The 22,816-nt window shown below is 67.2% G+C and carries 18 protein-coding genes; 6 read left to right on the top strand and 12 right to left on the bottom strand.

All coding sequences use genetic code 11. The features are described from left to right. Nucleotides 1–140: 140 nt before the first annotated feature. The gene (locus tag VM889_05005; GenBank protein ID HVL47895.1) at nt 141–611 is read left to right on the top strand and encodes a metal-dependent transcriptional regulator; all 471 of its coding nucleotides are present in this window, start codon (nt 141–143) and stop codon (nt 609–611) included. On the opposite strand, the gene VM889_05000 is transcribed toward VM889_05005, so the two are convergent. Beyond that, a complete protein-coding gene (locus VM889_05000) occupies nt 571–2,232 on the bottom strand; it encodes a hypothetical protein (protein HVL47894.1) in 1,662 nt (553 codons plus the stop codon). The genes VM889_05005 and VM889_05000 overlap by 41 nt on opposite strands. A gap of 111 nt (nt 2,233–2,343) precedes the next feature. Between VM889_05000 and VM889_04995 the strand changes: the two genes are divergently transcribed. From VM889_04995 to VM889_04985, 3 genes are all read left to right on the top strand, one after another. Beyond that, the gene (locus VM889_04995; GenBank protein ID HVL47893.1) at nt 2,344–5,190 is read left to right on the top strand and encodes a valine--tRNA ligase; all 2,847 of its coding nucleotides are present in this window, start codon (nt 2,344–2,346) and stop codon (nt 5,188–5,190) included. Between the two features lies 1 nt (nt 5,191). Further along, nucleotides 5,192–5,482: a translation initiation factor gene (locus VM889_04990; GenBank protein ID HVL47892.1), complete on the top strand. Its 291-nt coding sequence runs from the start codon at nt 5,192–5,194 to the stop codon at nt 5,480–5,482. Nucleotides 5,483–5,854: 372 nt separating this feature from the next. Further along, nucleotides 5,855–7,159: a multicopper oxidase domain-containing protein gene (locus VM889_04985; protein HVL47891.1), complete on the top strand. Its 1,305-nt coding sequence runs from the start codon at nt 5,855–5,857 to the stop codon at nt 7,157–7,159. A 103-nt stretch (nt 7,160–7,262) separates the two neighbouring features. Here the strand turns inward: VM889_04985 and VM889_04980 are convergent, their stop codons facing one another. The 7 genes from VM889_04980 to VM889_04950 all read right to left on the bottom strand — a co-directional run bounded on the left by VM889_04980 (nt 7,263) and on the right by VM889_04950 (nt 16,698). Beyond that, the gene (locus tag VM889_04980) at nt 7,263–8,024 is read right to left on the bottom strand and encodes a trypsin-like peptidase domain-containing protein (GenBank protein ID HVL47890.1); all 762 of its coding nucleotides are present in this window, start codon (nt 8,022–8,024) and stop codon (nt 7,263–7,265) included. Between the two features lie 152 nt (nt 8,025–8,176). Continuing rightward, a complete protein-coding gene (locus VM889_04975) occupies nt 8,177–9,676 on the bottom strand; it encodes a hypothetical protein (GenBank protein ID HVL47889.1) in 1,500 nt (499 codons plus the stop codon). Next, the gene (locus VM889_04970; protein HVL47888.1) at nt 9,666–10,322 is read right to left on the bottom strand and encodes a hypothetical protein; all 657 of its coding nucleotides are present in this window, start codon (nt 10,320–10,322) and stop codon (nt 9,666–9,668) included. The genes VM889_04975 and VM889_04970 overlap by 11 nt, the downstream gene beginning before the upstream one ends. A 62-nt stretch (nt 10,323–10,384) precedes the next feature. Then, a complete protein-coding gene (locus VM889_04965) occupies nt 10,385–11,278 on the bottom strand; it encodes an ABC transporter ATP-binding protein (protein ID HVL47887.1) in 894 nt (297 codons plus the stop codon). A 1,578-nt stretch (nt 11,279–12,856) separates the two neighbouring features. Next, a complete protein-coding gene (locus VM889_04960; GenBank protein ID HVL47886.1) occupies nt 12,857–13,642 on the bottom strand; it encodes a hypothetical protein in 786 nt (261 codons plus the stop codon). A 342-nt stretch (nt 13,643–13,984) separates the two neighbouring features. Continuing rightward, nucleotides 13,985–15,862: a long-chain fatty acid--CoA ligase gene (locus VM889_04955; protein HVL47885.1), complete on the bottom strand. Its 1,878-nt coding sequence runs from the start codon at nt 15,860–15,862 to the stop codon at nt 13,985–13,987. A gap of 68 nt (nt 15,863–15,930) precedes the next feature. Next, nucleotides 15,931–16,698 carry an NUDIX hydrolase gene (locus tag VM889_04950; protein ID HVL47884.1) on the bottom strand — a complete coding sequence of 256 codons (768 nt, stop codon included), beginning with the start codon at nt 16,696–16,698 and terminating at the stop codon, nt 15,931–15,933. A gap of 133 nt (nt 16,699–16,831) precedes the next feature. Between VM889_04950 and VM889_04945 the strand changes: the two genes are divergently transcribed. Next, nucleotides 16,832–17,455 (top strand): hypothetical protein, encoded by a 624-nt coding sequence (locus VM889_04945; protein ID HVL47883.1) that lies wholly within the window; start codon nt 16,832–16,834, stop codon nt 17,453–17,455. After that, nucleotides 17,452–18,870 carry a tripartite tricarboxylate transporter permease gene (locus tag VM889_04940; protein HVL47882.1) on the top strand — a complete coding sequence of 473 codons (1,419 nt, stop codon included), beginning with the start codon at nt 17,452–17,454 and terminating at the stop codon, nt 18,868–18,870. Before VM889_04945 ends, VM889_04940 begins: the two co-directional genes overlap by 4 nt. Here the strand turns inward: VM889_04940 and VM889_04935 are convergent. The 4 genes from VM889_04935 to VM889_04920 are packed head-to-tail and all read right to left on the bottom strand — an operon-like array spanning nt 18,836 to nt 22,708. Then, nucleotides 18,836–19,702, bottom strand: a complete 867-nt coding sequence (locus VM889_04935; GenBank protein HVL47881.1) for a hypothetical protein — start codon at nt 19,700–19,702, stop codon at nt 18,836–18,838. The genes VM889_04940 and VM889_04935 overlap by 35 nt on opposite strands. A 47-nt stretch (nt 19,703–19,749) precedes the next feature. Continuing rightward, complete coding sequence (locus tag VM889_04930; GenBank protein ID HVL47880.1) at nt 19,750–21,270, bottom strand: hypothetical protein; 1,521 nt, start codon at nt 21,268–21,270, stop codon at nt 19,750–19,752. After that, nucleotides 21,267–22,115, bottom strand: a complete 849-nt coding sequence (locus tag VM889_04925) for a hypothetical protein (GenBank protein HVL47879.1) — start codon at nt 22,113–22,115, stop codon at nt 21,267–21,269. Before VM889_04925 ends, VM889_04930 begins: the two co-directional genes overlap by 4 nt. Then, complete coding sequence (locus VM889_04920; GenBank protein ID HVL47878.1) at nt 22,115–22,708, bottom strand: hypothetical protein; 594 nt, start codon at nt 22,706–22,708, stop codon at nt 22,115–22,117. The genes VM889_04925 and VM889_04920 overlap by 1 nt, the downstream gene beginning before the upstream one ends. Nucleotides 22,709–22,816: the final 108 nt, after the last annotated feature.

Here is a 22,816-nt window from a genome sequence, read left to right as displayed (position 1 = left end):
AGAACGGGGTTTCGGGTGTCCGAAACTGCGGCTGCATACGCGACCCCGACTTTAACCCTTCGCCCCTCCTGCCGCCGCCGTCGCGGCCCCCTCCCGGGGGGCCCATGCGATTTATCTGGCGCGAGCCCCTTGGGCGAAGCGTGCGGGTCCGCGGCAAGACGGCGGGCGCCGAAAAGACGGCGTCCCCCCTGTCCGAGAACGTCGAAATGTACCTTGAGACGGTATTCGTCCTCACGGAGCAGGGCGGACGCGCGCGGACCACCGACGTCGCCCACGGGTGGCGCGTCGCGCCCTCGTCCGCGACCGAGATGATCCAGCGCCTCGCGGGCGCGGGCTACCTCGAATACGAGCCTTACCATGGCGTCGAGCTCACCGCGAAGGGCCTCACCCTCGCGCGCGGCGTCGTGCGCAAGCACCGCCTCCTCGAGACGTTCCTCACGCGCGAGGTCGGCCTCAAGGGCCCCCGCGTCGCGGAGTACGCCTGCGAGATGGAGCACGTGCTCCCCGAGGAGGTCGAGCGGTGGATGTGCGCGACGCTCGGCCACCCGACCGAGTCGCCGCTCGGCGGCGCTATCCCGCCCGGCGCCTGCTGCGCGCGAGCGCGACGGTGAGAAGGAGCGCGACGACGACCCCGGCGGCCGCAAACGGCATCGCCTGCGGGCTCGGCTTCGGCGGCACGCAGAGGCCCATCGCGCCGCCTTCGTCGCACTCGTGGACCGGCGTCTGCGGTCCCGTGTCGTTTCGGGGAGACGACGCGAGCGGAGCGCCCCGCGTGAACACGGCCCCGAGCGGATCGAACCCGTCCGTGCCCGCCGCGCGCGCGACGGGACGCAGCTTCGCGTATTCGTCCGCGACGCGCGCGGCCTCGACGGCCACGGACCAGGCGGTCGAATTCCCAGGGACTTCGAACGTGAGCGCCGCGACGACGAGCGGGCCGCGCTCGGGCCAGGGGTCCACGACGACGTCCAGAAAGGCCTCGGAGAATGACCCGTTGGCGCGGGCCTCCGACGGCTGGAGATGGACGTAGGCCGCGCTCGACGCATAGCCGGCGAACGACGCGCCCCCCGCCCCGTTTGCGCGGAGCGTCATCGAAAAGCGCTCCCCGGGGGCACCTCCCGCAAGCGTGACGGGAATGACAACGGCGCCGTCGGTCGCGTTCAGCGTCGGCGGGACATGGAGCGTGAGGCCCGGGCCTCGTTCGAGCGCGCCCGTTCCGAGGCGGGCCTGCGCGGCGCGCAGGATCGCGAAGCGCGCGGAGAGGACCGCCGGGGACTCTCCATCCCGCATGAGGAGCGCAAGCGTGACGCTCTCGCGGCCCGCGATCAGCGAGGCCTCCGACAGATCGGTCCCGATGCCTTGGAGGATCGCGCCCGCCACGCACAGCCCGCACGGCCGCGCGAAGGCCGTCGCGGGGTCGCGCGCCCAGGCCGCGGCGTACCCGCGCTCGTCGTCCGCCACAAGCCAGTTCGCGACCCGCGTCGCCCCGTGCGTCGCCACGAACGCGCGGCCGAGTTCGGCGACGAGATGGGATGCCTGTCCGAGGGGCGTGGGGCGGGGGGCGGCCTCGTCGCGCCGCGCTTCGAGGCGCGCGACCGGCTCGCCCGCGGCGCCCGCCGCGCGCGCGAGGCACGCAGCGCGCCCGGCCGCGGCGCGCGCGAAGACGGGATCGCCCGATCCTTCGCTGCGCAGCGCCGCGACGAGCGCGCTCTCGGAGAGCCACGCCCGAAGCGCGTCCGCGTCCTGCGGCGGCGCCCCGAGTTCGACGGCGTGCGCGCCGTCGTGGAGCCATTTCGACGCGCCGGTCGGGGATAGGATGGCGTGGATCGCGCCCATCGCCGCGTCGTTCTCGGCGGCGGGGACGAGCGCGGCCGCGAGGCACGTTTCGACGGCGTTCCCGTACACGCGCGCGCCGGTCGCGTTCAACGCGAGGGCCTCCGCGAGCGTCCGCGCGAAGAGTGGATCCACGAGCGCGCGGCGCTCCGCGACCTCGGGGAGGGCGCCCGCGAGGCTCGTGTTGAAGCGGCTCCACGCCTGCCGCACGGGATCGGCCGCGCGGCTCGCGTTCTCCGCGAGGAGCCCGCGCGCGACGCCCGTCTCGAGCGCGCCGACGATGAAGCGTGCCGCCGAGGGCGGCGGGTCCGTGTTGCCGGAGGAACCCCCGCCGCCCGCGTCCTGCGCCGCGGCGAGCGGGGCGAGGAGGAGGGCCACGAGGGCGAGGGCTCGAAGGCGCACGGCTCCACGAGGGTGGGACGGGACTTGGGCTTTTGCTTCGTGGCGGGTGCTCGCCCGACGACGCCCGCCCCCGTTAACCCTTTTAAGCACGATGCGGCCTTTTCCGACCCGATGCCTGACGCGGAGAAGGACGACGCGCCCCAGACCGACCCGGCCATTGCCGCCATGGAGGAGAAGTGGCTCGCCACCTGGGAGCGCGAAGGCGTCTACCGCTTCGACTTCGCGGACCGGACGAGGCCGGTTTTCTCGATCGACACGCCGCCGCCGACCGTATCGGGCAAGATGCACATCGGGCACGCCTACTCGTACAACCAGATGGACTTCGTCGCGCGCTACAAGCGCATGCGCGGGTTCAACCTCTACTATCCGTTCGGTTTCGACGACAACGGCCTCCCGACGGAGCGCTACACGGAGCGCACGCTCGGCGTGAAGCTCGCGGACGTCGGCCGGCAGGAGTTCATCCGCCTCTGCCTCGAGGAGACGAAGAAGGCCGAAGCCGAGATGGAGACGTCGTGGCGCCGCATCGGCATGAGCTGCGACTGGTCGATCCTCTACCGCACGATCGACAAGCCCGTGGTGAAGATCTCCCAGGCCTCGTTCCTGGACCTCCACGCGAAGGGCCGCGCGTACCGCGCCGAGCGCCCGACGATCTGGTGCCCCGATTGCGCGACCGCGATCGCGCAGGCCGAGATGGAGGACAAGAGCCTCCCGAGCACGTTCAACGACATCGCGTTCGACCTCGTCGCGGGCGCCGCGTCGCCGGAGGGCGGCTTCAAGCACGGCGACAAGCTCGTCCACGTCGAGCTGAAGCCCGGCCCCGAGGCGAACTCGAAGCCGCGCGAAGTCGTACACTACCACCAGGGCGCGGAAGGGAAGATCGTCATCTCCACGACGCGGCCCGAGCTCATCCCGAGCTGCGTCGCCATCTTCGTGCACCCGGACGACGCGCGCACGAAGCACCTCGTCGGCAAGAAGGTGCGCGTGCCGGTCGGCGGCGCCGAGGTGCCGGTGCTCACGAGCGACAAGGTCGACAAGGAGACCGGCACGGGCGTCGTGATGAACTGCACGTTCGGCGACCTCACGGACATCGACTGGTGGGCCGCGAACAAGCTGCCCCTCAGGATCTCCATCGGCCCGAACGGGAAGATGACGGACGTGGCGGGCCAGTACGCGGGCCTCGGCATCGAGGCCGCGCGCGCGGCGATAACGGCCGACCTCAAGGAGTCGGGCCGCCTCCTCCACACGAAGACGATCGAGCACGCGGTGAACGTTCACGAGCGCTGCGGCACGCCGATCGAGTTCCTCGTGACGAAGCAGTGGTTCGTGAGCTACCTTGACATGAAGGACCAGTTCCTCGCGAACGGCGAGGCCGTGAAGTGGCACCCGGAGTACATGCGCGTGCGCTACGACAACTGGGTGAAGGGCCTGAAGTGGGACTGGTGCATCTCGCGCCAGCGCTACTTCGGCGTGCCGTTCCCCGTGTGGTACTGCGAAGGCTGCGGCGAGGCGCGCGTCGCAAAGGGCGACGAACTCCCCGTCGATCCGCTCGTGGACAAGCCGAAGGGCGCGTGCGCGAAGTGTGGCGGGTCCGCGTTCAAGGGCGAAAGCGACGTCATGGACACGTGGGCGACGTCCTCGCTCACGCCGCAGATCGGCATCCTCGCGGCCGCGGACCGTCTCGGCGCGCCCGGCGCGACGCTCGGGGACGTCTCCACGCACCCCGCGCTCAAGCGCCTCATGCCGATGGACCTGCGCGCCCAGGCGCACGAGATCATCTCGTTCTGGGCGTTCAACACGGTCGTGAAGGCGCACTTCCACCACGGCACGATCCCGTGGCGCGACACGATGATCTCGGGCTTCGTGAAGCTCGGGAAGGGCAAGAAGATGTCCAAGAGCAAGGGCGACATCGTCGAGCCGCTCGACGTCATCCGCGACTACTCGGGCGACGCGCTCCGATACTGGTCGGCCCAGGGCGCGAGCCTCGGCGAGGACATCATCTACAACCCGAAGGACCTCACGCGCGGCCAGCGCCTCGCGACGAAGCTGCGCAACGTCGCGGCGTTCATCGGCAAGGCGCTCGAGGGCTGGACGCCTCCGCCCGCGACGAAGGGGCTGCCGAACCTCCGCTTCACCGTGATGGACCGCTGGGTCCTCGCGGAGTTCTCGCGCCTTGCGCGCTCGGCGACCGAGGCGTGGGACGACTACGACTACCGCCGCGCGCTCCTCGACACGGAGAACTTCCTCTGGCACGTCCTCGCGGACCACTACCTAGAGAGCGTGAAATACCGCATCTACGCGGAGGACGACCCGACGCGCGACGCCGCGCGGTGGACCCTCGCGACCGTCGGCGCGGGCGTCACGAAGCTCCTCGCGCCCGTCCTCGTGTTCTCCACGGAGGAGGCGTACATGGGCCAGTTCGCGCGGTTCGACGGCGCAAGGAGCGTGCACGTCGCCGCGTGGCCGACGCCCGTTGCGGAGGACGCCTCCGCGCTCGAGGCGGGCGCGGCCGTGAAGGAGGTCATCGCCGCGGTGCGAAACTGGAAGAGCAGCCGCAAGGTGGCGCTGAACGCCGCGCTGCCCGTGATCGAGATCATCGCGCCCGAGAACGTGCGCCGCGCGCTCGAAGCGGGCGAAGGCGACATCATCGGCACGACGCGCGTCGCGGGCGTGAAGTTCGTGGACGCCTCCGAGCTCGAGCAGCACCCCGTCGCCGTGGAGCCCGTCCAGGCGAAGATCGGACCGAAATACAAACAAGACGCGAGGGCCATCGTGGAGGCGCTGAAGGCCATGAAGCCCTCCCTCGCCGGTCCCGACGGTCTCGAAATCAAGGTGGCAAGCGGCGCGACGTTCCGGCTCGAGCCGGGCGAATACGTCGTGAAGACGCGCCCCAGCCTGCATGGGCACGACGTGGAGCCGATCGAGGCGGGCGGCGCGACGCTGCTCCTGAGGGAGGGCTGAGATGACGCCGAAGATCGGCGGTCTCCCGGACGAGCTCGACCCCTTCGGGGACCTCGAGGTCAGCGAGGCCAAGTTCCGGCTCCGCGTGGAGGCGCGCCGCTACGGGAAGAACGTCACTGTGCTCGACGTCGAGGGCCTCCCGGACCACGCGATCGCGGACCTTACGACGGAGCTGAAATCGGCGGTCGCAAGCGGCGGGACGTCTCGCGGACAGGTCATCGAGCTGCAGGGCGACCACCGCCGCAAGGTCCGCGAAATCCTTGAGCGGAAAGGATACATCGTGGAGTCTTAGATTCATCAAAGGCTTGAGCCAACAAAGGCATCCCCCACCTCGCTCCTGTCGGCTTGCCTGCCCCCGAGGGCGGGGGATCCAACCTCCCCCGCTCCCAAGGAGGGACCGGCCGTCAGGACTTCACGATCCTTCCTTCTGGGGGTGAAGTCTCGCCCTGCGGCCGGTCCTTTCCCCTTCACCTCGTTCTGCGCCGCTCGGCGCCTTCCCCGATCCCCGAGGGACGCCCCTCGTCCCCGGGGAGGACCTTCATGCCGCTTTGCCCGGTGCCCCTGAGGCCCGGCCGGCATGGTCAAGACGCAGACAAGAAGCCTCTTTATCGGACCTCGGATGAATGAAAGGCAAGACCGGACGGTCTTCCCGGAGTCCTCCCGCATGCTTCCCCGTCGCCTCGCGCTCGTCGGCCTCCTCGCGTCCTCCATCGTCCTCGCGGGGTGCCTCGGCGCCGGAGAGGGCCTCGCGCCCGCGTCCACCGACGCGGCTTCGCGCGCCGCCGCCATGCTCCTCGACCCGCCCGGATCGAAGGTCAAGGAGACGGGCATCACGAAGGAGTTCGACCTCTACCTCCATCCGATGCCGGAGCACGAGGTGTACCCGGGCGCCAAGATGGCGATGTGGGGTTTCTCGTTCTCGCCCGATCCCAAAAGCGCGCAGTTCCCCGGCCCCGAGATCCGCGTGACGGAAGGCGACAAGGTCGTCGTGCGCTTCCGGCCGCTCGTGGGCGGCTTCGAGCACTCGATCCACTGGCACGGCCAGCACGTTCCTTGGGACATGGACGGCGTTCCCTACGTTTCCCAGGAACCGGTCTTCAGCGGCCAGGAATTCGTCTACACGTTCATCGCGAAGCCCGCGGGCACGTATTGGTACCACTGCCACTACGACGTGCAGCACCACCTCGACATGGGCATGTACGGCCCGCTCGTCGTGGAGCCGCAGGACCCGAAATCGGACCCGCCGTTCGACGCGGAGGTCACGCTCATGCTCGACGAGATGGACCGCTTCCACCTGGAAGGCGGCAACCCGTCGACGACGAACATGCCGCAATCGGGCGACCCGTTCGACTTCGCGGACTACGGGAAGCGTCAGGCGCAGGACGTCGCGAACCGCAACCAGCAGGTGCAGGACGCGAAGGGGCGCGCCCCCGACTCGCCGCTCACGCCGAAGCGGTCGTGGTATCCCGACACCGAGGCGCCCTACCGCGCGCACTACAACACGTTCCTCATCAACGGCGCGTCGTTCCCCTCGACAGCGCCCGTGATGATGCCCGACGGCAAGGTGCTGCGCATCCGGCTCATCAACGCGGGCGACCAGGTGCACGCGATGCACCTGCACGGGCACCACTTCCTCGTCACGCACAAGGACGGCATCCTTCTTGCGAGCCCTTACTGGGCGGACTCGGTCCTCATCGGGCCTGGCGAGCGGTACGACCTCTACGTCAAGGGCGACAACCCGGGCGTCTGGGACCTGCACGACCACATGGGCACGTCGCTCCAGAACGACTACATCTGGCCCGGCGGCATGATGACGATGTTCGTGTACGAATCGTTCGCCGCGCAGGCCGGCGCGGGCGGCGGCCACGGCCACGCCACGATGCGCACGGGCCACCCGGTGCTCGACGGTCAGGTGCGCGGCACCGTCGCGCACCACTTCGTGCGCTGGTACACGGCGCTCCCGCCTTGACCACGGTCAGGATCGGACCCGCCCGCTGCCTCGAACCGGTGAACCGGGCGCTCGCGGCCCGATCCTGCGCATCGGCCGAGGCCTCGATCGCCGTTTCGCCGGATCAGACGCTTCTGAGCGAGAGCGCGAAACCGAGCGGCGCGAGCTCCCGGATGACGCCCTCGACCGTCGGACCCTGCATGTGTCCCTCGAGCGAGTTTTCGAGGGGGACCGGGTCGATGATGCTCACGATGCCGAGCGCGCGACCCGAGGCGTGCACGACGGGGCCTCCCGAATCGCCGTAGATGATGGGGCCTTCGAGCGAATACCGGAGAAGGTCCTGGTGGACGAGCACACCGACCCGCTGCTCGCGCGTCGCGAACGTGAGGCTGTACCCGGTGCCGTAACCGGAGAACTGCACGCGGTCCCCGAGCTTCGACTCGACGGACGGCTGCAGGCCGCCCGTCGGGAGCGTTGGGTGCCCCTTGAGGGATGCGCGCACGTTGCCCCGCAGATGCGCATCGACGAGGATGAGCGCGAAGTCGCTCTGCGCGCCTGGCCTCCCATTGCGTTCCCCGCCGCTCGAATCGCCCATGTAGTCGACCGTGCCGAAGGGGCCGATGCCCGTCGTCCAGACGCGCTCGCCCTCGCGCGCGACGCAATGCGCCGCCGTCCCGATCCAGACCTTGCCGACGTGCGGACCTTCGGTTGCGAGGGAATCAAACACGAAGTTGAGCGTGCATCCGCCGATCGAGGTAGAGATGGCGTCGCCCGGCTGGATGGGCTCGCTCGAGGCGCGCGCCGTGGGGACGCCCGCGAGCGCCGGCGCGAGGAGCGCGGTGATCGCGAGGACGGCGAAGACGGAACGGGCGGGCTGGGGTCCCACGTTGAGCCTCCGGACCTGACGTGGTTTGAGGCCCCATGAGGCTTGCGGTCGCCCCGGTGGAGGCGCGCCGCGGGAGTCATCGCCCCGACGACGCATTGGGCGATGAGATCCTTGCCGTGCGCCCGGACGACGCAGCGCGCTCTTTTTCCACATCACGGTCTGGACGGGCGGACCCGCATCCGGACGGAGAGGAACATGGAAGCCGCCACCACGACGGGCCCGATCCAAGCGGCGTGCGTGAGGACCCCGTCGTGCGCAACGGGAACGACTTCGACGTTCGCGGGACCGGGTTCGACGGCCGCCAACGGCATGAGCGTGCCGTTGAGATTCCAATACGCGGACACGTCCAACGCCTGAGCCACCGGAAACACGACGGTGTACGTCCACGACCGCCCATCCGTTCCAGGCGTGATGGAAAGGATACTCAGGAAATCCCGCTCCGTGACGAAATGACCGAGGCGCCCGATCGGTGGATCATGCGTCTCGGGAAACACGCTGAGCAAGGGCGCCTCGCCCGAGGCGGGAGGCGCGAGCGCCCGGACCTGGACCGTGACCTCCTCGCCGGCCCTCGGTCGCACGGGAAGCGTCAGATAACCCGCGATCGGAGAGGCATCGCCCGCGCTCGCGTGAGCATAGCTCCTTCCGGGTTCGAGAAGCGACGCCGTCACGATGTGAGGGCCTTCGACGGACGTCGTCGCAAACTCCACGCGCTCGACGTATCCGCGAGCGGGAACCTTCGTCGACCATAGCCATTCAGCTCCGCGCGACCGCAACGCCGCGCCAGGAGCCTCAGGGAGAAGGCGGATGATCGCCGTGGCCAGGATTTCGTTTTCACCAGGGTTGATCAGGGTCATGTTCACCTGCCAAGCGTCGCTTATTTCGTCCGAAGCGGCGAGCGCGACGCCCACCGTCGGACCCATGACGCGTTGCACGCGGACGACGGCCGGCGAAACCTCGACGATACCCTTTTCATAGAGCGAAAGTGCTTCCGCCCTCCAACCTCCTTTTTGACCCCAACGAAGCGCCAAATACTCGCCTTCGAAATCCTCGCTCGCGTTCTGCGTCCATAGTTCGGCTTCGAACGTCGTCCCAGGTTCCAATGGCGGAACGGTAACCCAGGGCGCCGCCGGCTCGACACCCAACTTTAGGTCGTGCGCGAGCGACGGATGCGGCCCGACGTTGGTGACCCGCGCAGTGACGGCGAGCGGGTCGCCGACCATGGCCCATGCGCGGTTTCCGAAAGGTTGTCCGTTCACCGAAATCTGGACGTCGAGCGCGTCGAGCGCATCGACGCTCACGAGCAGCCGATCGCTCCAGGAGCCATTGACGCTGCGCAAGTGCGCGACGATGTGCGTCCGGCCCGGGGGCAAAGTCACCACGACCTTCGTGCGCGCCGTGGCTTCATGGTCGAGCGCCAAGGTCGTCTCTCGCCACGAGAGCGGATAATCACTTGTGAGGTTGAGGATGATTTGCTGGTTCTCCAGACCGGTGACCCGCACGAAGAGGCCGACCTCGCTCGGAAGCCCACTGTAGGCGGGCGCACCCGAGTAAACCTCCGCTTCGGGTTCGCGCGTGGATTGCGCGGCGGCGAGCGGCAGCGCGACGAGCATGAGCATGAGCGCCATCCGATTGAACGAAATCCTACTCACCACCCGGGGGCGCGGTCCGCAGCCACGCATAACCCATGACGGCGACGACGTAACCGGCGCCAAGGGCGGCCGCCGTCCCGATCGCCGGCATCCAAGGGTCGAGCGGATCCCCCCAGGCGAGCGCGCGCATGACCTCGGCCAAGGGCGCGACCGGCGTCGGATAAAGCGCGCGATTCAAGAAGACGGGGAGCACAACGATGAAGGAGGCGACGAGGGCGACGGGCGTCGCGACCCGCGGCATCCGCATCCACGCCGCGACCGCGAGGACGGCAGCGGATATGACGAGCCCGGCGAGGGGGGCGACGGCGAGAAAGGCGACAGCGATCCACTTCGGGGGAGCGATCCCGAAGGCGATGACTTTCGCGGCTCCGAAGAGCGCCATGATCATGACGCTGAAGAGGGCGACCGAGACCAGGGCAATCCATTTGGCGCCGACGACGGCATAAGCCGGCGACCCCGAGAGTCGAACGAGCGACGATGTATCCATCGCGCGCTCGCGCGCAAAGGTGTCCCCTCCCGCAAGAGCGACGGAGACCGCCACCGCAAAAAGCGTCAGCGCGATCGTCGATTCGACGGTATCGCTGTAGGACCGGGGCGGGTCCGCCGCGCTGGTGAAAACGCCCACGAACACGATGACACCGATCACCACGGCCGTCCTCGGGTCGCGCCACGTTGACGTCAACTCCCGACGCGCGAGGATCCGAAGCGCCCTCATCCGACCTCCGCCAGATCCCCCGCGTGCTTCGCGTATTCGCCCTCCAGATCGACCGACGCCGGTCCGAAGAAAAGGATGGAGATGCCCGCCCCCACCATCGCCGCAAGCAGCGCGTCGGGGGTACCGTTGTTCCGCAAACCCACCGTCATGACGCCATTCCGTCGCCGAACCTCGGCCACCATCGCGAGCGAAGCCGCGAAGCGCGCTGCGCGTTCCGCCTGCGCCTCAGGCACCTGGAGCGCGAACGTCTGACCGGTGGCTCGGCGATCGAGCGCATCCACGGCCCGCACGATCGACCCGTTCCTCAGGATCAGGACCCGATCGCACGTTGACTGAACGGTCTTGAGATCGTGGCTCGCGAGGATCGCGCCCATCCCCCGCGAAACCCGAGCGTCTACGATTTCCCGGAGGTCCCGCCTCGCGATCGGATCCAGGCCCGACTCGGGCTCGTCCAGGAGAAGGATCGCGGGTTCACCGACGAGAGCCCGAGCCAAGCTCGCCCTCTGCATCATCCCCTTGCTGAACCGTTTCATGACCGTATTCTTGTATTCGGTCAACCCGACTTCGTCCAGGTGCGCCTCGGCTCGGCGCGATGCCTCCCCCGGATCGTGGCCGGCAAGTTCGGCGAAATGCGCGACGAATTCGCGAGGGGTCAATTCCGGGTAGATCGCCGGACGCTCCGGGAGGAAACCGATTCGGGCGCCGGTTGGAGAAAATTCGATTCCGCCCGCATCCGGTTCCAGGAGCCCCGCCACGATGCGGAAGAGCGTGGATTTACCCGCCCCATTGTGGCCGACGAGACCGACGACCTCGCCCGGCGAAAGCGCGAACGAAACGTCGCGAAGCACGTCACGCCTTCCGAACCGCTTTCCGACGGCGCGGATGGTCATCACGGAAGGGGGAGCCGCCTCCGACGTCGGATCAATCCCCCGAATGGCCGCTCTCGACCCCGGAAGCACGGACCCTCCGCACCGTTCGAACGACCAACGCCGCCATGAGCGTGGCGACGACGCCCACGATGACGCCCGCCCCCGGCTCGGCTCGCATCGTGGGAGGCGGTTTCAACTCGACGGCGGGCGTAAACAACTTCCATTCACTCCCTTCTGGCACGCCCTCACCTTTGAAATTCACAACCACGTCGAAGGAGGTTCGCCAAGCATCTTTCCTGCCCGTCGCGGGATCCGACCATCCTCGAAGCTCAAACGTGAGAACTACGCGTGTCGTTTCACCCGAAGCCGGCGCGACACGAAAAATGAACGGCTCGCACGCTCGCTGGCCCGGGCACTCATCCCAAGGCCGACGCCGACCCGGCTCCACCCGATAATGATCATGCGTGACAAGCACGTCCTCGCTCGTGCCCGTCAATTTTAATTCAAAACCAGGACGCGGTGGATCGCGGGGCCACGAAATGAAAGAAGACAACTCGGCGCCTGCACGCGAACTGGATGTCTCAGTCGTTCGCCACCCATTTTCGGGATGTGCGACGTAGAGGGCGACATGGACTGGGCCCGCCTCTGCATGCATATATGGCTTCGGATAGACGATGGCCGCGTCCGCGATTGGGGACAGCAGCAACATTCCTGCAGCGATCGTGAGAATGGCGAAGCGCGAAGGCGCCATGATGACACACCTAATACCTCGGAGCATTCTCATCATCTCGCTTCGTGGCTAACTGGCCTTGACTGCTCGCGGCCTGCAACCGGTGGCGGCGCAACCGCGACTTCGCCGTTCGAGCGGCTCCCACGAGGACGGCGGCGACCACCCCAGCAATACCCGCCCCAGGCTCGGCTCTCATTGTGGGCGGCGAATTCAACTCGACGGCGGGGGAGAACAACTTCCATTCGCTCCCTCTTGGCACGCCCTCACCCTTGAAGTTCACAACCACCTCGAACGAGGCTCGCCATGAATCCTTCCGGCCCGTCGCCGGATCGGCCCAGGCGAGGAGTTCGAAGGTCAAGATGATCCGTGAACGTTCTCCCGACCCGGGCGCAACCCGGAAGGCGTACGTTTCACACAATCGATCGCCAGGACATTCGCTCGCGGCGCGCCGGCGCCCCGGTTCAACCCTCCAAGAGTCGTCCACGACGAGCACGTCCTCGCTGGCGTCCATCAAGCGGATTTCGAAGCCGGGTCGAGGCGGGCCGCGTGGCCATGAAATATAGTACGTAAGGAAAGCGCCCTTGAGTGAACTGGATTCCTCGGTTGTCCGCCAACCATTCTCCGGATGCGCGATCCAGAGATCGATCTGGACGGGCCCGGCCTCCGCGTGCGTTCTGGGATGAGGATACACGATGCCGGCCGAAACTGTGGTCGGAACCATAAGCAAGAAGAGGGCCGTGAGCCAACCTGCAAGACGGAGTGCGGACCGCTGATTTTTCGGCACGTGACGGGTGAGTATGGCGTGCCGTTCTTCAGTCCTCTTCATTCACACCCTTCCGCTTTCGCCCGAGGGGTTTTCGATGATCGGATCAGCCACCGGGCGAGACGGCTTTGTAATCGGTCAACGTGGCTATTCTACCCTGGAGCTTCGCGTGATACCAGGCTGTCGCGATGGCGACCTCCTTGAAGGGCACATTGTCCGACAGCTTGAGATTCAATTTGGCCTCGCAAGAGGCGTTGCCCTGCATGAACTTCGTTTGTGGTAGATCGTAAGACAAACGATGATTGCTGAAACCCAATTTCTCATCACTTGCGTGGGACAGATCCATTTGATCGTCGAAGACGCCATCGTCATGGTCCATCAGAACCGCCTCGATCATGAAGAGCGGCAGGTCGAGGACATACCATTCATTAATCCTGGGCGAGAGGCCGACCAATGGGAACGAGAGACCCATTGGCCCTGAAGCCCGGTTGTCCACGTGATTGTTTTTCGACCATCCATTCTGGACGGCCGTGTCGGCTGTGAGATCGACCGCGCCTCCAGGAAGCCCCTCGACAAGCAACGTTGTGAAGTAAGGGTCAGCGCGCTCCTCGATCAGCCACGGATAAGGATCGCAGCCACTGCCATCGTGCGTATAATTAAGGAGCTGAATAGAAACCGCGACCTTGCCAGAAGGCAGCAACGGAAAGAACTCTTCTGGGTCAGGTATTCCATCCCCATCTTGGTCGCGTTGAATATGCGCGGCCTTTTCCCTTCCGAACACGTGATCCTCGAGTTCGTCCGTCGCCCCGTCGTTATCGTCGTCCGGGTCGTCGCAGTCCTTGATCCCGTCCCCGTCGGTGTCCGGACTGACACGCCGCTCGAGTTCGGTCATACAGGGGTCGCGGCTACCGTTTTCGTCGTAAGGTGGCCGCTCCGGCGGGGGCGGCGGCGGGTCGTCGGCGCAGTCATTCTGAAACTCCGGCTGACAAAAGTACTTTGAATCCTCAGGCGGGGGGGCGTGGGGGTCGGTTTCACCTGGCCGCCGACCGTGGGAGACCCCGAGACACCTGAGAAGGACGACGTCAGGATGAGCATCGGGGCTATGAACAAAATCAATGACCGGGCCGCCGAAAAATTAGCTCTCGCCATGACGTGTCCAAACTGCAGGCTCATTCAAGAGCTTATTGGCGGAGCATTGTAAGATCCCTACGGCGCCCGCGAGACGTCGGCACCTTCACGCGAAGCACTGCGCGATGAGATCCTTGTAGTGCTCCCGGATGACACGGCGCTTCTTCTTGAGCGTCGGCGTCAGCTCGTCGCGGGCGATCGTGAACGTGTGCGGCACGAGCCGGAACGCCTTCACGCGCTCGAAGTCGGCGCATTCGAGGTTGATGCGCTCGACCTCGGCCTTGTAGAGCGCCTGGACGTCCGCGTGGTCGAGGAGGTCCCGGCCGACGCCGTACGTGGTGAGCTGCCCGGTGGGATCCTTGTCCTGGATGACGCCCTTGCGGTCGAACGGGAGGTTCTTGCTCTCGGCCCATGCCACGAGACGGTCGTAGTTGGGCTGGATGAGCGCGGCCGCGTACTTCTGGTCCGTCGCGACGAGGAGCGCCTCGCCGATGTAGGGGCTCGACTTGAGCTTCTCCTCGACGACGATGGGCGCAATCTTCTTGCCCGTGTTCAGGACCTCGAGCTCCTTCTTGCGGTCGATGATGCGGAGGTAGCCGTCCTCGTCGAACTGCCCGATGTCGCCGGAGCGGAACCAGCCGTCCGGCGTGAACGCCTCGGCGGTCTCCTTCTCGAGGTTGTAGTAGCCCTCGAAGATGTTGGGGCCCTTCATGAGCACCTCGCCGTCCTCGGCGAGCGTCTGCTGCATGCCGGGGAACGGCGGGCCGACCGTGCCGACCTTGAACTTCGTCGGGAGGTTCACGTTCGACGGGGCCGACGTCTCGGTGAGGCCGTAGCCCTCGAGGATCGGAACGCCGATGCCGCGGAAGAAGTAGAGGAGTTCAGGGCGGATCGCGGCCGCGCCCGTGAAGCCGATCATGAGCTTCGTGAAGCCGAGCTTCTCGCGGAGCTTGCCGTACACAAGCTTCTCGAAGAGCGCGTGCTTCGCGGAGAGAAGCGCGCCGGGCGTGCCGCCGCCCGAGAGCGCGCGGCCGTATTCCTTCGCGGTTTTGGACGCGCCCGCGAAGATGGCCTGCTTCGCGCCAGACTCCTTCGCCATCGCGTTCTGGATCTGGTCGTACATGCGCTCGTACAGGCGCGGAACGCACGTGATGACCTGGGGCTGCACGGACCGCAGATCGTCGCCGAGGCGCGAGGGATGCGAGTACGAAACCGTTCCGCCCATCTCATAGAGGAGGAAGACGCCGAGGCGTCCATAGCAATGGGCGAGCGGGAGGAAGACGAGGTGGGTCAGCGTGTCCGTGTAGTTCTTGAGGCCGAGCGCCTGCTTTGCGGCGACGGCCGCCGTGTAGAAGTTCCTGTGCGTCAGGACGGCGCCCTTCGGGACGCCGGTCGTGCCGCTCGTGTACACGATGGTCGCCATCTCGTCGGGCTTCACCGCGGCGATGCGCTCCTCGACGAGCGTGGGCTTCGCCGCGAGCTTCTCGCGGCCCTTCTCGCGAAGCTCGTCGATCGTCATCGCCTTCGGGTGGCGGCCTTCGAAGAGGATGAACTGCTTCGTGTGCTCGAGCTGCGACTCGTTCTTGAGGGCGCGCGCGAGGAGGTCGGGGTTGTCGGCGAAGATCGCGACGGACTCGGAGTCGTTGAGAAGATACGAGATCTGGTCCGCCGTGAGCGTCGGATAGACGGTGACGACGACGCCGCCCGCGGCCATGATCGCGAAGTCGGCGAGCGTCCAGTTCCACGACGTCTCGCCGAGAAGCGCGACGCGCTCGCCCGGCTTGACCCCGATCGCGGCGAGGCCCGCGGCAACGGCCTTGACGTCGGATGCGGCCTCGCGGAACGTCTGCTCGGCCCAGGCTTCGGACGCGCTCCGCCGCGTGCGCACCGCGATCCGGCTCGGATACGTGGACGCGCTCTTGAAGAACATCGCCGGAAGGCTGGTCTCCTTGTAGTCGAGCGGGGGTCCCGCGAAAATGCGCATTGTCTTCCCGGTCGAGCGACGAGCCTGGCTCTCTATAAACGTTGCCCGAAGCCGCGCCCGTGGACGCCTCAATTCGGCAGCAGCCCGGCCGCGCGCGCCGCCGCGAGGCCTCGCTTCTGGAGGTCCACCCGGTACCGGAAGCCGCCGACGCCGCTTGCCTCCATGAGCGGGTGGATGGTGCCCTCGAGCCGGGCGGGATCCACGAGGACGACGCTCTTGATCTCCCGGGTGTCGATGGGCTTCAGGTCGCCCCCGAGGGGCGTCGCCCAGAAGACGTGACTCTCCCAGTACTCGGTCGCGCCCGGGGCCGCCGGATGCTCGGCGTCGAATGCGGCGAGCGCCTCCGGGAGGCCGCCGCCGTTGCGCGCGCCCCTCGTCGAGGCTTCCGCGAGCGCGTGCGGAGGCATCTCCTTCGAGCGACCGGACGAGAAGTCGCAGCGCACGCGCAGGAGGTAGCGGTCGATCTGGACGCGAAGGCCCGTCTCCTCCCAGGCTTCGCGCATCGCGGCGGCGTCGAGCGGCTCCCCGGGGACGACGCCGCCCGAGGGCGGGCGCGCGATGCCGTCCGGGTAGCCGTGCTTCGCGATGCAGACGAGCTTCCCCTCCCAGGGGATGAGCATCGTCGTGTCGCGGTACCGCCCGTCGCGCTTGCTGTAGCGCAGGAGGCTGTACTCCCAGGGATTCATCTCCACCTGGATCGCGACCTCCTCGGGGACGCCGTAGCGCGCTTCGATGCGCGCCAGGTCCGCGAGCCGGCGGGGGGAAGGCCCGCGACGCGGGGCGCCGGCCGCACGGCCCGGCGAGGCAAGGACGTCCCGGGTCGCGTCGGTCGGCATGATAGCCGCATTGGGGGGCTCCGTGGTCAAAGGCTTTTCGGGGTCGGACTAGGGGGCTGCCGATGCCCGGACCTGGCCGGGGTCGGCAATGGCGCCTCGATGGGCCGCCTGCGGCGAAGGCCGGAGAGCCGCCATGATCCTCGCGCGCGTCGCCTCGGCGATGAAGCTCCACGACCGCGTCCTCGTCGCCCTTGCGCTCGCGGGCATCGCCGGCCTCCAGGCGATCGCCGGCCTCGCCGCGCCCCGCGACGTCGCGCTCGAGGACCTCGCCGCCGCCGAAGGGAGCCGTGTGCGCGTCACGGGCCACGTCGCGAGCCTGCGCGTGCACGCGCGCGGCGCCGTCGTCGCGCTCGTCGACGACGCGCGCCGCGTGGACGTGTGGCTCGACGCGCCGCCCGAACCGGCGCTTTCGCGCGGCGACCGCGTGGCCGCCGTGGGTCTTGCCGGCCGCGGCCCCGACGGCGCGCCCGCCCTCTCCGCCCGCGCCGCGGACCTCGCGCGCCTCGAGCCCGCCGAATCGCCTCGGAGCGTCGCGGACGTGACGGCCCGCGCGCGGGCGCTCGAAGGGCTCCCCGTCGCGGTGCGGGGCGAGGCGACTCGGCACCTCGGCGGGTGGGTCGTGCACGACGGCGCCGGCGCGAGCCTCGCGGCCGCCTTCGTCCGAGCGCCCGAGCCCGGTCCCATCGAGGCCTGGGGAACGCTGCGCTACGACGCGAAGCGCGCGGCGTACGCGCTCGAGGTGGACCGTTGGCGGTGAGCGACGACGCGGCCGCGCTCGCGGAGGCGGTCGCGGGCGCCTTCCTCGGCGCCCTCTCGTCGCTTGCGCCCGGCTTCCACGTGAACACGCTCGCCGCCTTCGCGACGGGCGCGCCCGCGCCGTTCCTCGTCGCCGCGTTCGTTTCGGCGGGGTTCGCCGCGCTCGCGGCGGGCGTCTTCCTCGGCGCCCCCGACGAGGGCGCGGCCGCCGCGAACTTGCCCGCGCACGCGCTCCTCCACGAGGGCCGCGGCCACGAAGCCGTGCGGCGGCTCGTCTCGGGCGCGCTTGCGGGCTTCCTCCTCGCGCTCGCGCTCCTCCCGCTCTTCGCGTGGGCTTTCCAGGGCCGCGACGCGCTGCGGTTGCTTTCGGCTGCGACGCCGTGGGCGCTCGTCGCGCTCCTCGCGCTCTTCCTCGCGACCGACGGGAAGCGGCTCGCCTACCGTCGCGCGTGGCGCATCGCGCCCGCCGCGCCCGAGCGTCGCGTTTCCGGCCGCGTCGTCGCGCGCGACGGCGCGGTCGCGACCCTCGCCGACGGGACGCGCCTCGTGGACGACCTCGGTTGGATCGAGGGCGACGTCGTCCGCGATGCGCCCGTCGCCGCGACGCGCGTCCACGGCCCCCTCTCGCGCGCGCTCGGGCTCGCGCCGGGCCTCGCCGTGATGCTCCTTGCGGGCGCCCTCGGCCAGGCGGCGCTCGCGCTCGGCGCCGAATCGCCGCTCGGCCTTCCGGGAGGCACGATGCTCCTCCCGCTCCTTGCGGGCCTCTTCGGCGCCCCCGCCCTCGTCCTCGCGCTCGGCCACGGCGCGGCCGCGCCGACGCAGCTCGTCGCCGACCGCGTGCCGCCGCCGCGCGCAGGGCCCCTCGCCGCGGGCGCGCTCAGCGCAAGCCTCGTCGGCCTCCTCCCGACGCTCAGCGCCGGTCACGCCGTCGCCGTCGCGTTCGCCGCGGCGCGCGGTCGCGTCGCGGACCGCGAGACGGCGCTTGCCGTCACGGGCGCGGCCGCGGGCGGCGCGATGGCGTGGAGCGTCGCCGCGTGGCTCGCGCTCGGGCGCGCGCGAAGCGGCGCGCTCGCGGCCGCGCCGACCCCCGAGCGGTGGTCGCCGCTCTGGCCCGCGCCGCCCGACGCGACCACGGCGCTCACGGCCGCGCTCGTCGGGGCGCTTCTGGGGTTCGCGCTCGCGCGCTTCGCCGCGCGGGGCCTCGCGCGCATGGCGGCGCGGACGCCCCCCGCCGCGCTCCCCGCGGGCGCGCTCGCGCTCCTCGCCCTCGCGTCGTGGGCGTTCACGGGCGCGCCCGGCCTCGTGGTGCTCGCGACGGGCACCGCGGTCGGGCTCCTCCCGTGGCGATGGGGCGTGCGCCGCACGCACGCGATGGCGGCGCTCACGCTTCCGGTGCTCGAGAGGGCGTGGCTGTGAGATTCACGTCCGCGATGACGCCCATAATGCCGCCGCCTTGACGGAGGCCTGTGATATAGCGCGGAATTTCAAGCGCGTATTCGCCTGACGGGCCAGCAAGACCTGCATTCGACAGGGGTTGTTTCGGTCCCACAAGAGGCTTCCGCGTGCCATCCGGGGAGATCCAATCCGCCTGCCGCAGATCCGAGCGGGCATCGGGAATGGCGATGACCCAGAATGCGGCGTGTTCGATCACGTAGCGCTCCGAACATCCCTCCAGGGCGCGGAATCCCCCAAAGGGGGTTTCCAGACGCGCGTTGACGCCGCATGCGAACGTGGCTTCGTGAAACGTCAAGGCCGACCCCCGGGTCACATTTTCGAGTTCTATGCCTCGAAGAGCGAGCCCGGCAGCAAAGCCCGGTTGATCCGCAGCCGCGATGGCGACCAGCTTGTACGAGCCGCTCGTAAGCGGGATCGAGGCGTGCCAGATGTCCGGTCTGCAGCTCGGACCGGAAGAAAGCCTCACGTCTTCACTCCCGGCTCCGATGGCCAGATGCGGTGAACCGGCTCCCATCACGGTCATTGCAGCCGCCTTTGTAGGAGTATCGCGCTCGAAGATGAAGACGGCAAGGAAGGCGTTGCCGACTGATTCAGCCGTAATCTGAGTCTGATCTAGTGCAACGACCCGATCGGTTTCGATCTCGAATTCCGCGACGAGGTGCTCGCTGCCCTCGAGATTTGCAGCCCATGGGTCCTGATTGCATGTTGAGCTGATGCCAACAGGTACGTAGGGGATCGACAGGAGGATGCAGGCCCCGATCAGGATCGGCCAAGGTTCGACCCGAGTCTTCATGAGGCGTCCACTCGAATCTCCGTATTGATTCTTGCGACACGTGCGCCTCAGTGGCAACTTCCATACAGGTAACCATAGCCTGGTTTCCCGGCTTCCTGGACGTAATTGTACGGTTTGTCCCAATCCCAATTCTTCACCGTTGGATTCCCGGTTACGCCGGATGCTTCAAGACCATCCTGACCCTGCACGCGGGCTCCGAAGCCCCCGATGCCTCCTTCCGACATGACTGCTCCCGCCAATCCTTCTTGGCCGCCCCACGTTGGAAGCTTGCAAATATACACTGCATTGGAGGATCTGTAACAATAAGCAATGTCTTTCGATTCGTAGGACGGACATTCGAAGTTACCCACGCGGGGAAGGTGATCACCATGGCCCCCGATACCAATGAGGCCGGCGACACCCGCGAAAGCTGTAGCATTCCCGCCGTGGCCGCCGTCGAGGAGCGCCGTTCCACCCTTGCCACCTTCCGCGCCAGCACTCCCTCCGTCACCGGCGCTACCACCATGACCAGGATTGACTTGTTCCCAGAATCCTTCTCCGCAAAGGCAAGCGCGCGTGCCAATCCCCCCAGTTCCCCCGACGCCTGCGAGTGCAAAGGCACTCCCCCCTCGACCTCCTCGAATCAGGCCGTCACCACCATCCCCTCCCTTTGCCTCCGCCGAGTGACCGCTCGAACCGTTTCCTCCGTTCCGGGCACTCTCTGGATTGGCGGCCTGCCAATTGTAGTCATCACCTGCGGGCGCGACGCGAGAGGACTCATCATCTTCGTCCATGTCGGAGATGCCATCCGGACCACATTTGTGCGTGGCGAACCGCCCCACGCAAGCCAGGGCATTCCCGCCCTCGCCCGCAATGCCCCCGATGATCCGACCGGCATTGATCAGGTACAAAGCCACTTCGCCCGCGGGAAGTGTCACAACACCCGAAGCGCCGCCCAACCCTCCGATGGCAGTAGCACTTAGCCCGGGAACCATGCTGGGGGAGACCATGGCGAGCGCTTCTCCCCCAGGGCCACCATTTCCAACGATAATCCGCCCCTCATCACCGAAGAACAAGCGCGTCCCCGTCACGTGGACTGAACCTCCGCGCCCCCCGGGTTCGCCTACGGCCCGGGCGCCGATGAGTCCCTCTTCAATAGCAGACGCCGGGGCTCCGGAAAACCCGTCCCCGGAGGCGACGAGACCATTGATCAGAACGCCGTCGCGATGTCCTGCCAAGTGAACGTCGCCGCCCGCCTCTCGACCTGAGCCTGCTTCGACGATCCCGTCGATGCGGACGAAGCCGTCCGAGACCAACTCGATCAAGGATCCTCCGCTGATGGACCCGTCGATTTCGAGTCGAAGAATTCCGCGGATCGCTACGGCACCGTCAACGGTGAGCTGAACGCCGAGAGGCACTCGGATTTCGTCCCAAACATATGCCCCCGATACCGTTCCGCTTTGAAATTCGCAGATGCCAACTCCCGCTGGCGTTGCATTACATGATGCAGTCGCCGCCCCCGACGGAATCGAAATCGAAAGGCCGATCATCGTCAGCGACATCACGACGATTGCGAGAGAGTTCTTCATTTTTGCACCTGCCAAATCGGAGCATCCACGACGACGACGGCAATTTCTTCGCTTCCTGGATTCCCAGCCGAGAAACCATCAAGCTCAAACACGTAACGACCGGGGCCGTGCGGGTTCCGGTCAAACCTGCAGTCACACTCGTCCACCCGGCCGTCCGCGTGAACGAGACGCAGCGACTCGGGATCCACGTTGCCAGCCGTTCGACTCGAAACGTTCCGATCGAAATTGACACCCTCGAAGGCAAAGCCGAAAAGCGTGTGTTCGACATCGACAACGAGAGACCCTTCGTGATGGACCCGCACGACCATTGGATTCTCGCTCGCCCCTGCCGCCGCAACACCGTCGAAATCACGCGAAGTGAAATGATGCGAACTTGAACCCTCGCGGCTGCTCAAGAGCGAGAGCCCTTGAGCATGAAGACTGTAGTTCCAGCCGAATGTCTCTCCCGCAACGAAGAACAGCACCCTGTATGGCCCGTCCCCATGAAGGGGAACCGTTCTTGGCTTCGCGTGATAAAGGCCGCCCGCGCTCGTCGAGAGGTCGATCAGGTCCGTCCCGATGACATGGAAGTGGAGGCCATCGTCCCCGGGACTCGCCGTCCAACCAAGGTCCATGAGGTCGCCTGTTCTATTGTAAATCGCATACCCGAATGCGGAAGGGCTGCCTAAGCCATTCCGGAGGTAGAGGCCCAATTCCGCACCGGTGGCGTCGACCTCCAGAAGGCGCCACCCGTTCGTGAAACCCTTGCCCGAAATCGTGGTTGCTGGGCTTGCGGCGCTGCTGCTCCACATCGTGGACGAGACGAGGGCGATGGCAACCAGCGCAAACAGGAGGATACGAACCATCAGTCCACCTTGATGAAATTGCACACTTTGATCGTGATAGTTCGGGTATTGACGACCCAGAAGCCGGTCAAAGGATCTTCGGCCCGGGCACTCTGAACAACGGGCTCATCTCGACATTCCCCGAATGGAACGTCGATGGGGTGCCGGGTCAATACATCGACCCCTACCGGGCCCGCTGAGACTCCTTCACGAACGCACTGGGCGGCGTACACAACGGACGTCGTACGAGTTCCCGGCAAACAATGCAGGTTGACGGGTCCAAGCCACCCCAATGTTCCCGCGGAAGCCTTGACAACATAAAAGCATCTATTATTTTCCAGGCATTGACCCTTGGTATCCTGGAAAAAGAACGCCTCGTCATACGGGGCGACTTGCCAACCATCGAGGTTGATACCCACGAGGCAAGTTTCAGCAGTGCAATGGGGATAGTGAATCCAGAACAACTCAGACCCGGCAGCAATCATCTGGTCCGCCTGCTCCCACATGGCGTCGCAGGCCACGGAAACGGGACCGAAACTGACGTCGCGCTCACTTCGCTGGGACGATGAAAGAACCGTCCGCTCGAAGCAACCTTGAACACCGTCGGCCGTCACGCTTTGAAGCAGGGGGGGGCAGCCAAAGCCATCAAGACCAAGACGATTCGCGAGCGCCCCTCGGACATCGAAAAACGATGAATTTGTTGACATATAAATCCTCGCCAT

The sequence above is a fragment of the Candidatus Thermoplasmatota archaeon genome, from assembly GCA_035540375.1.
GTDB lineage: Archaea > Thermoplasmatota > SW-10-69-26 > JACQPN01 > JAJPHT01 > DATLGO01.
Note: the sequence above shows the minus strand (reverse complement) of the source record. Positions and strands in the feature narration are given on the sequence as shown.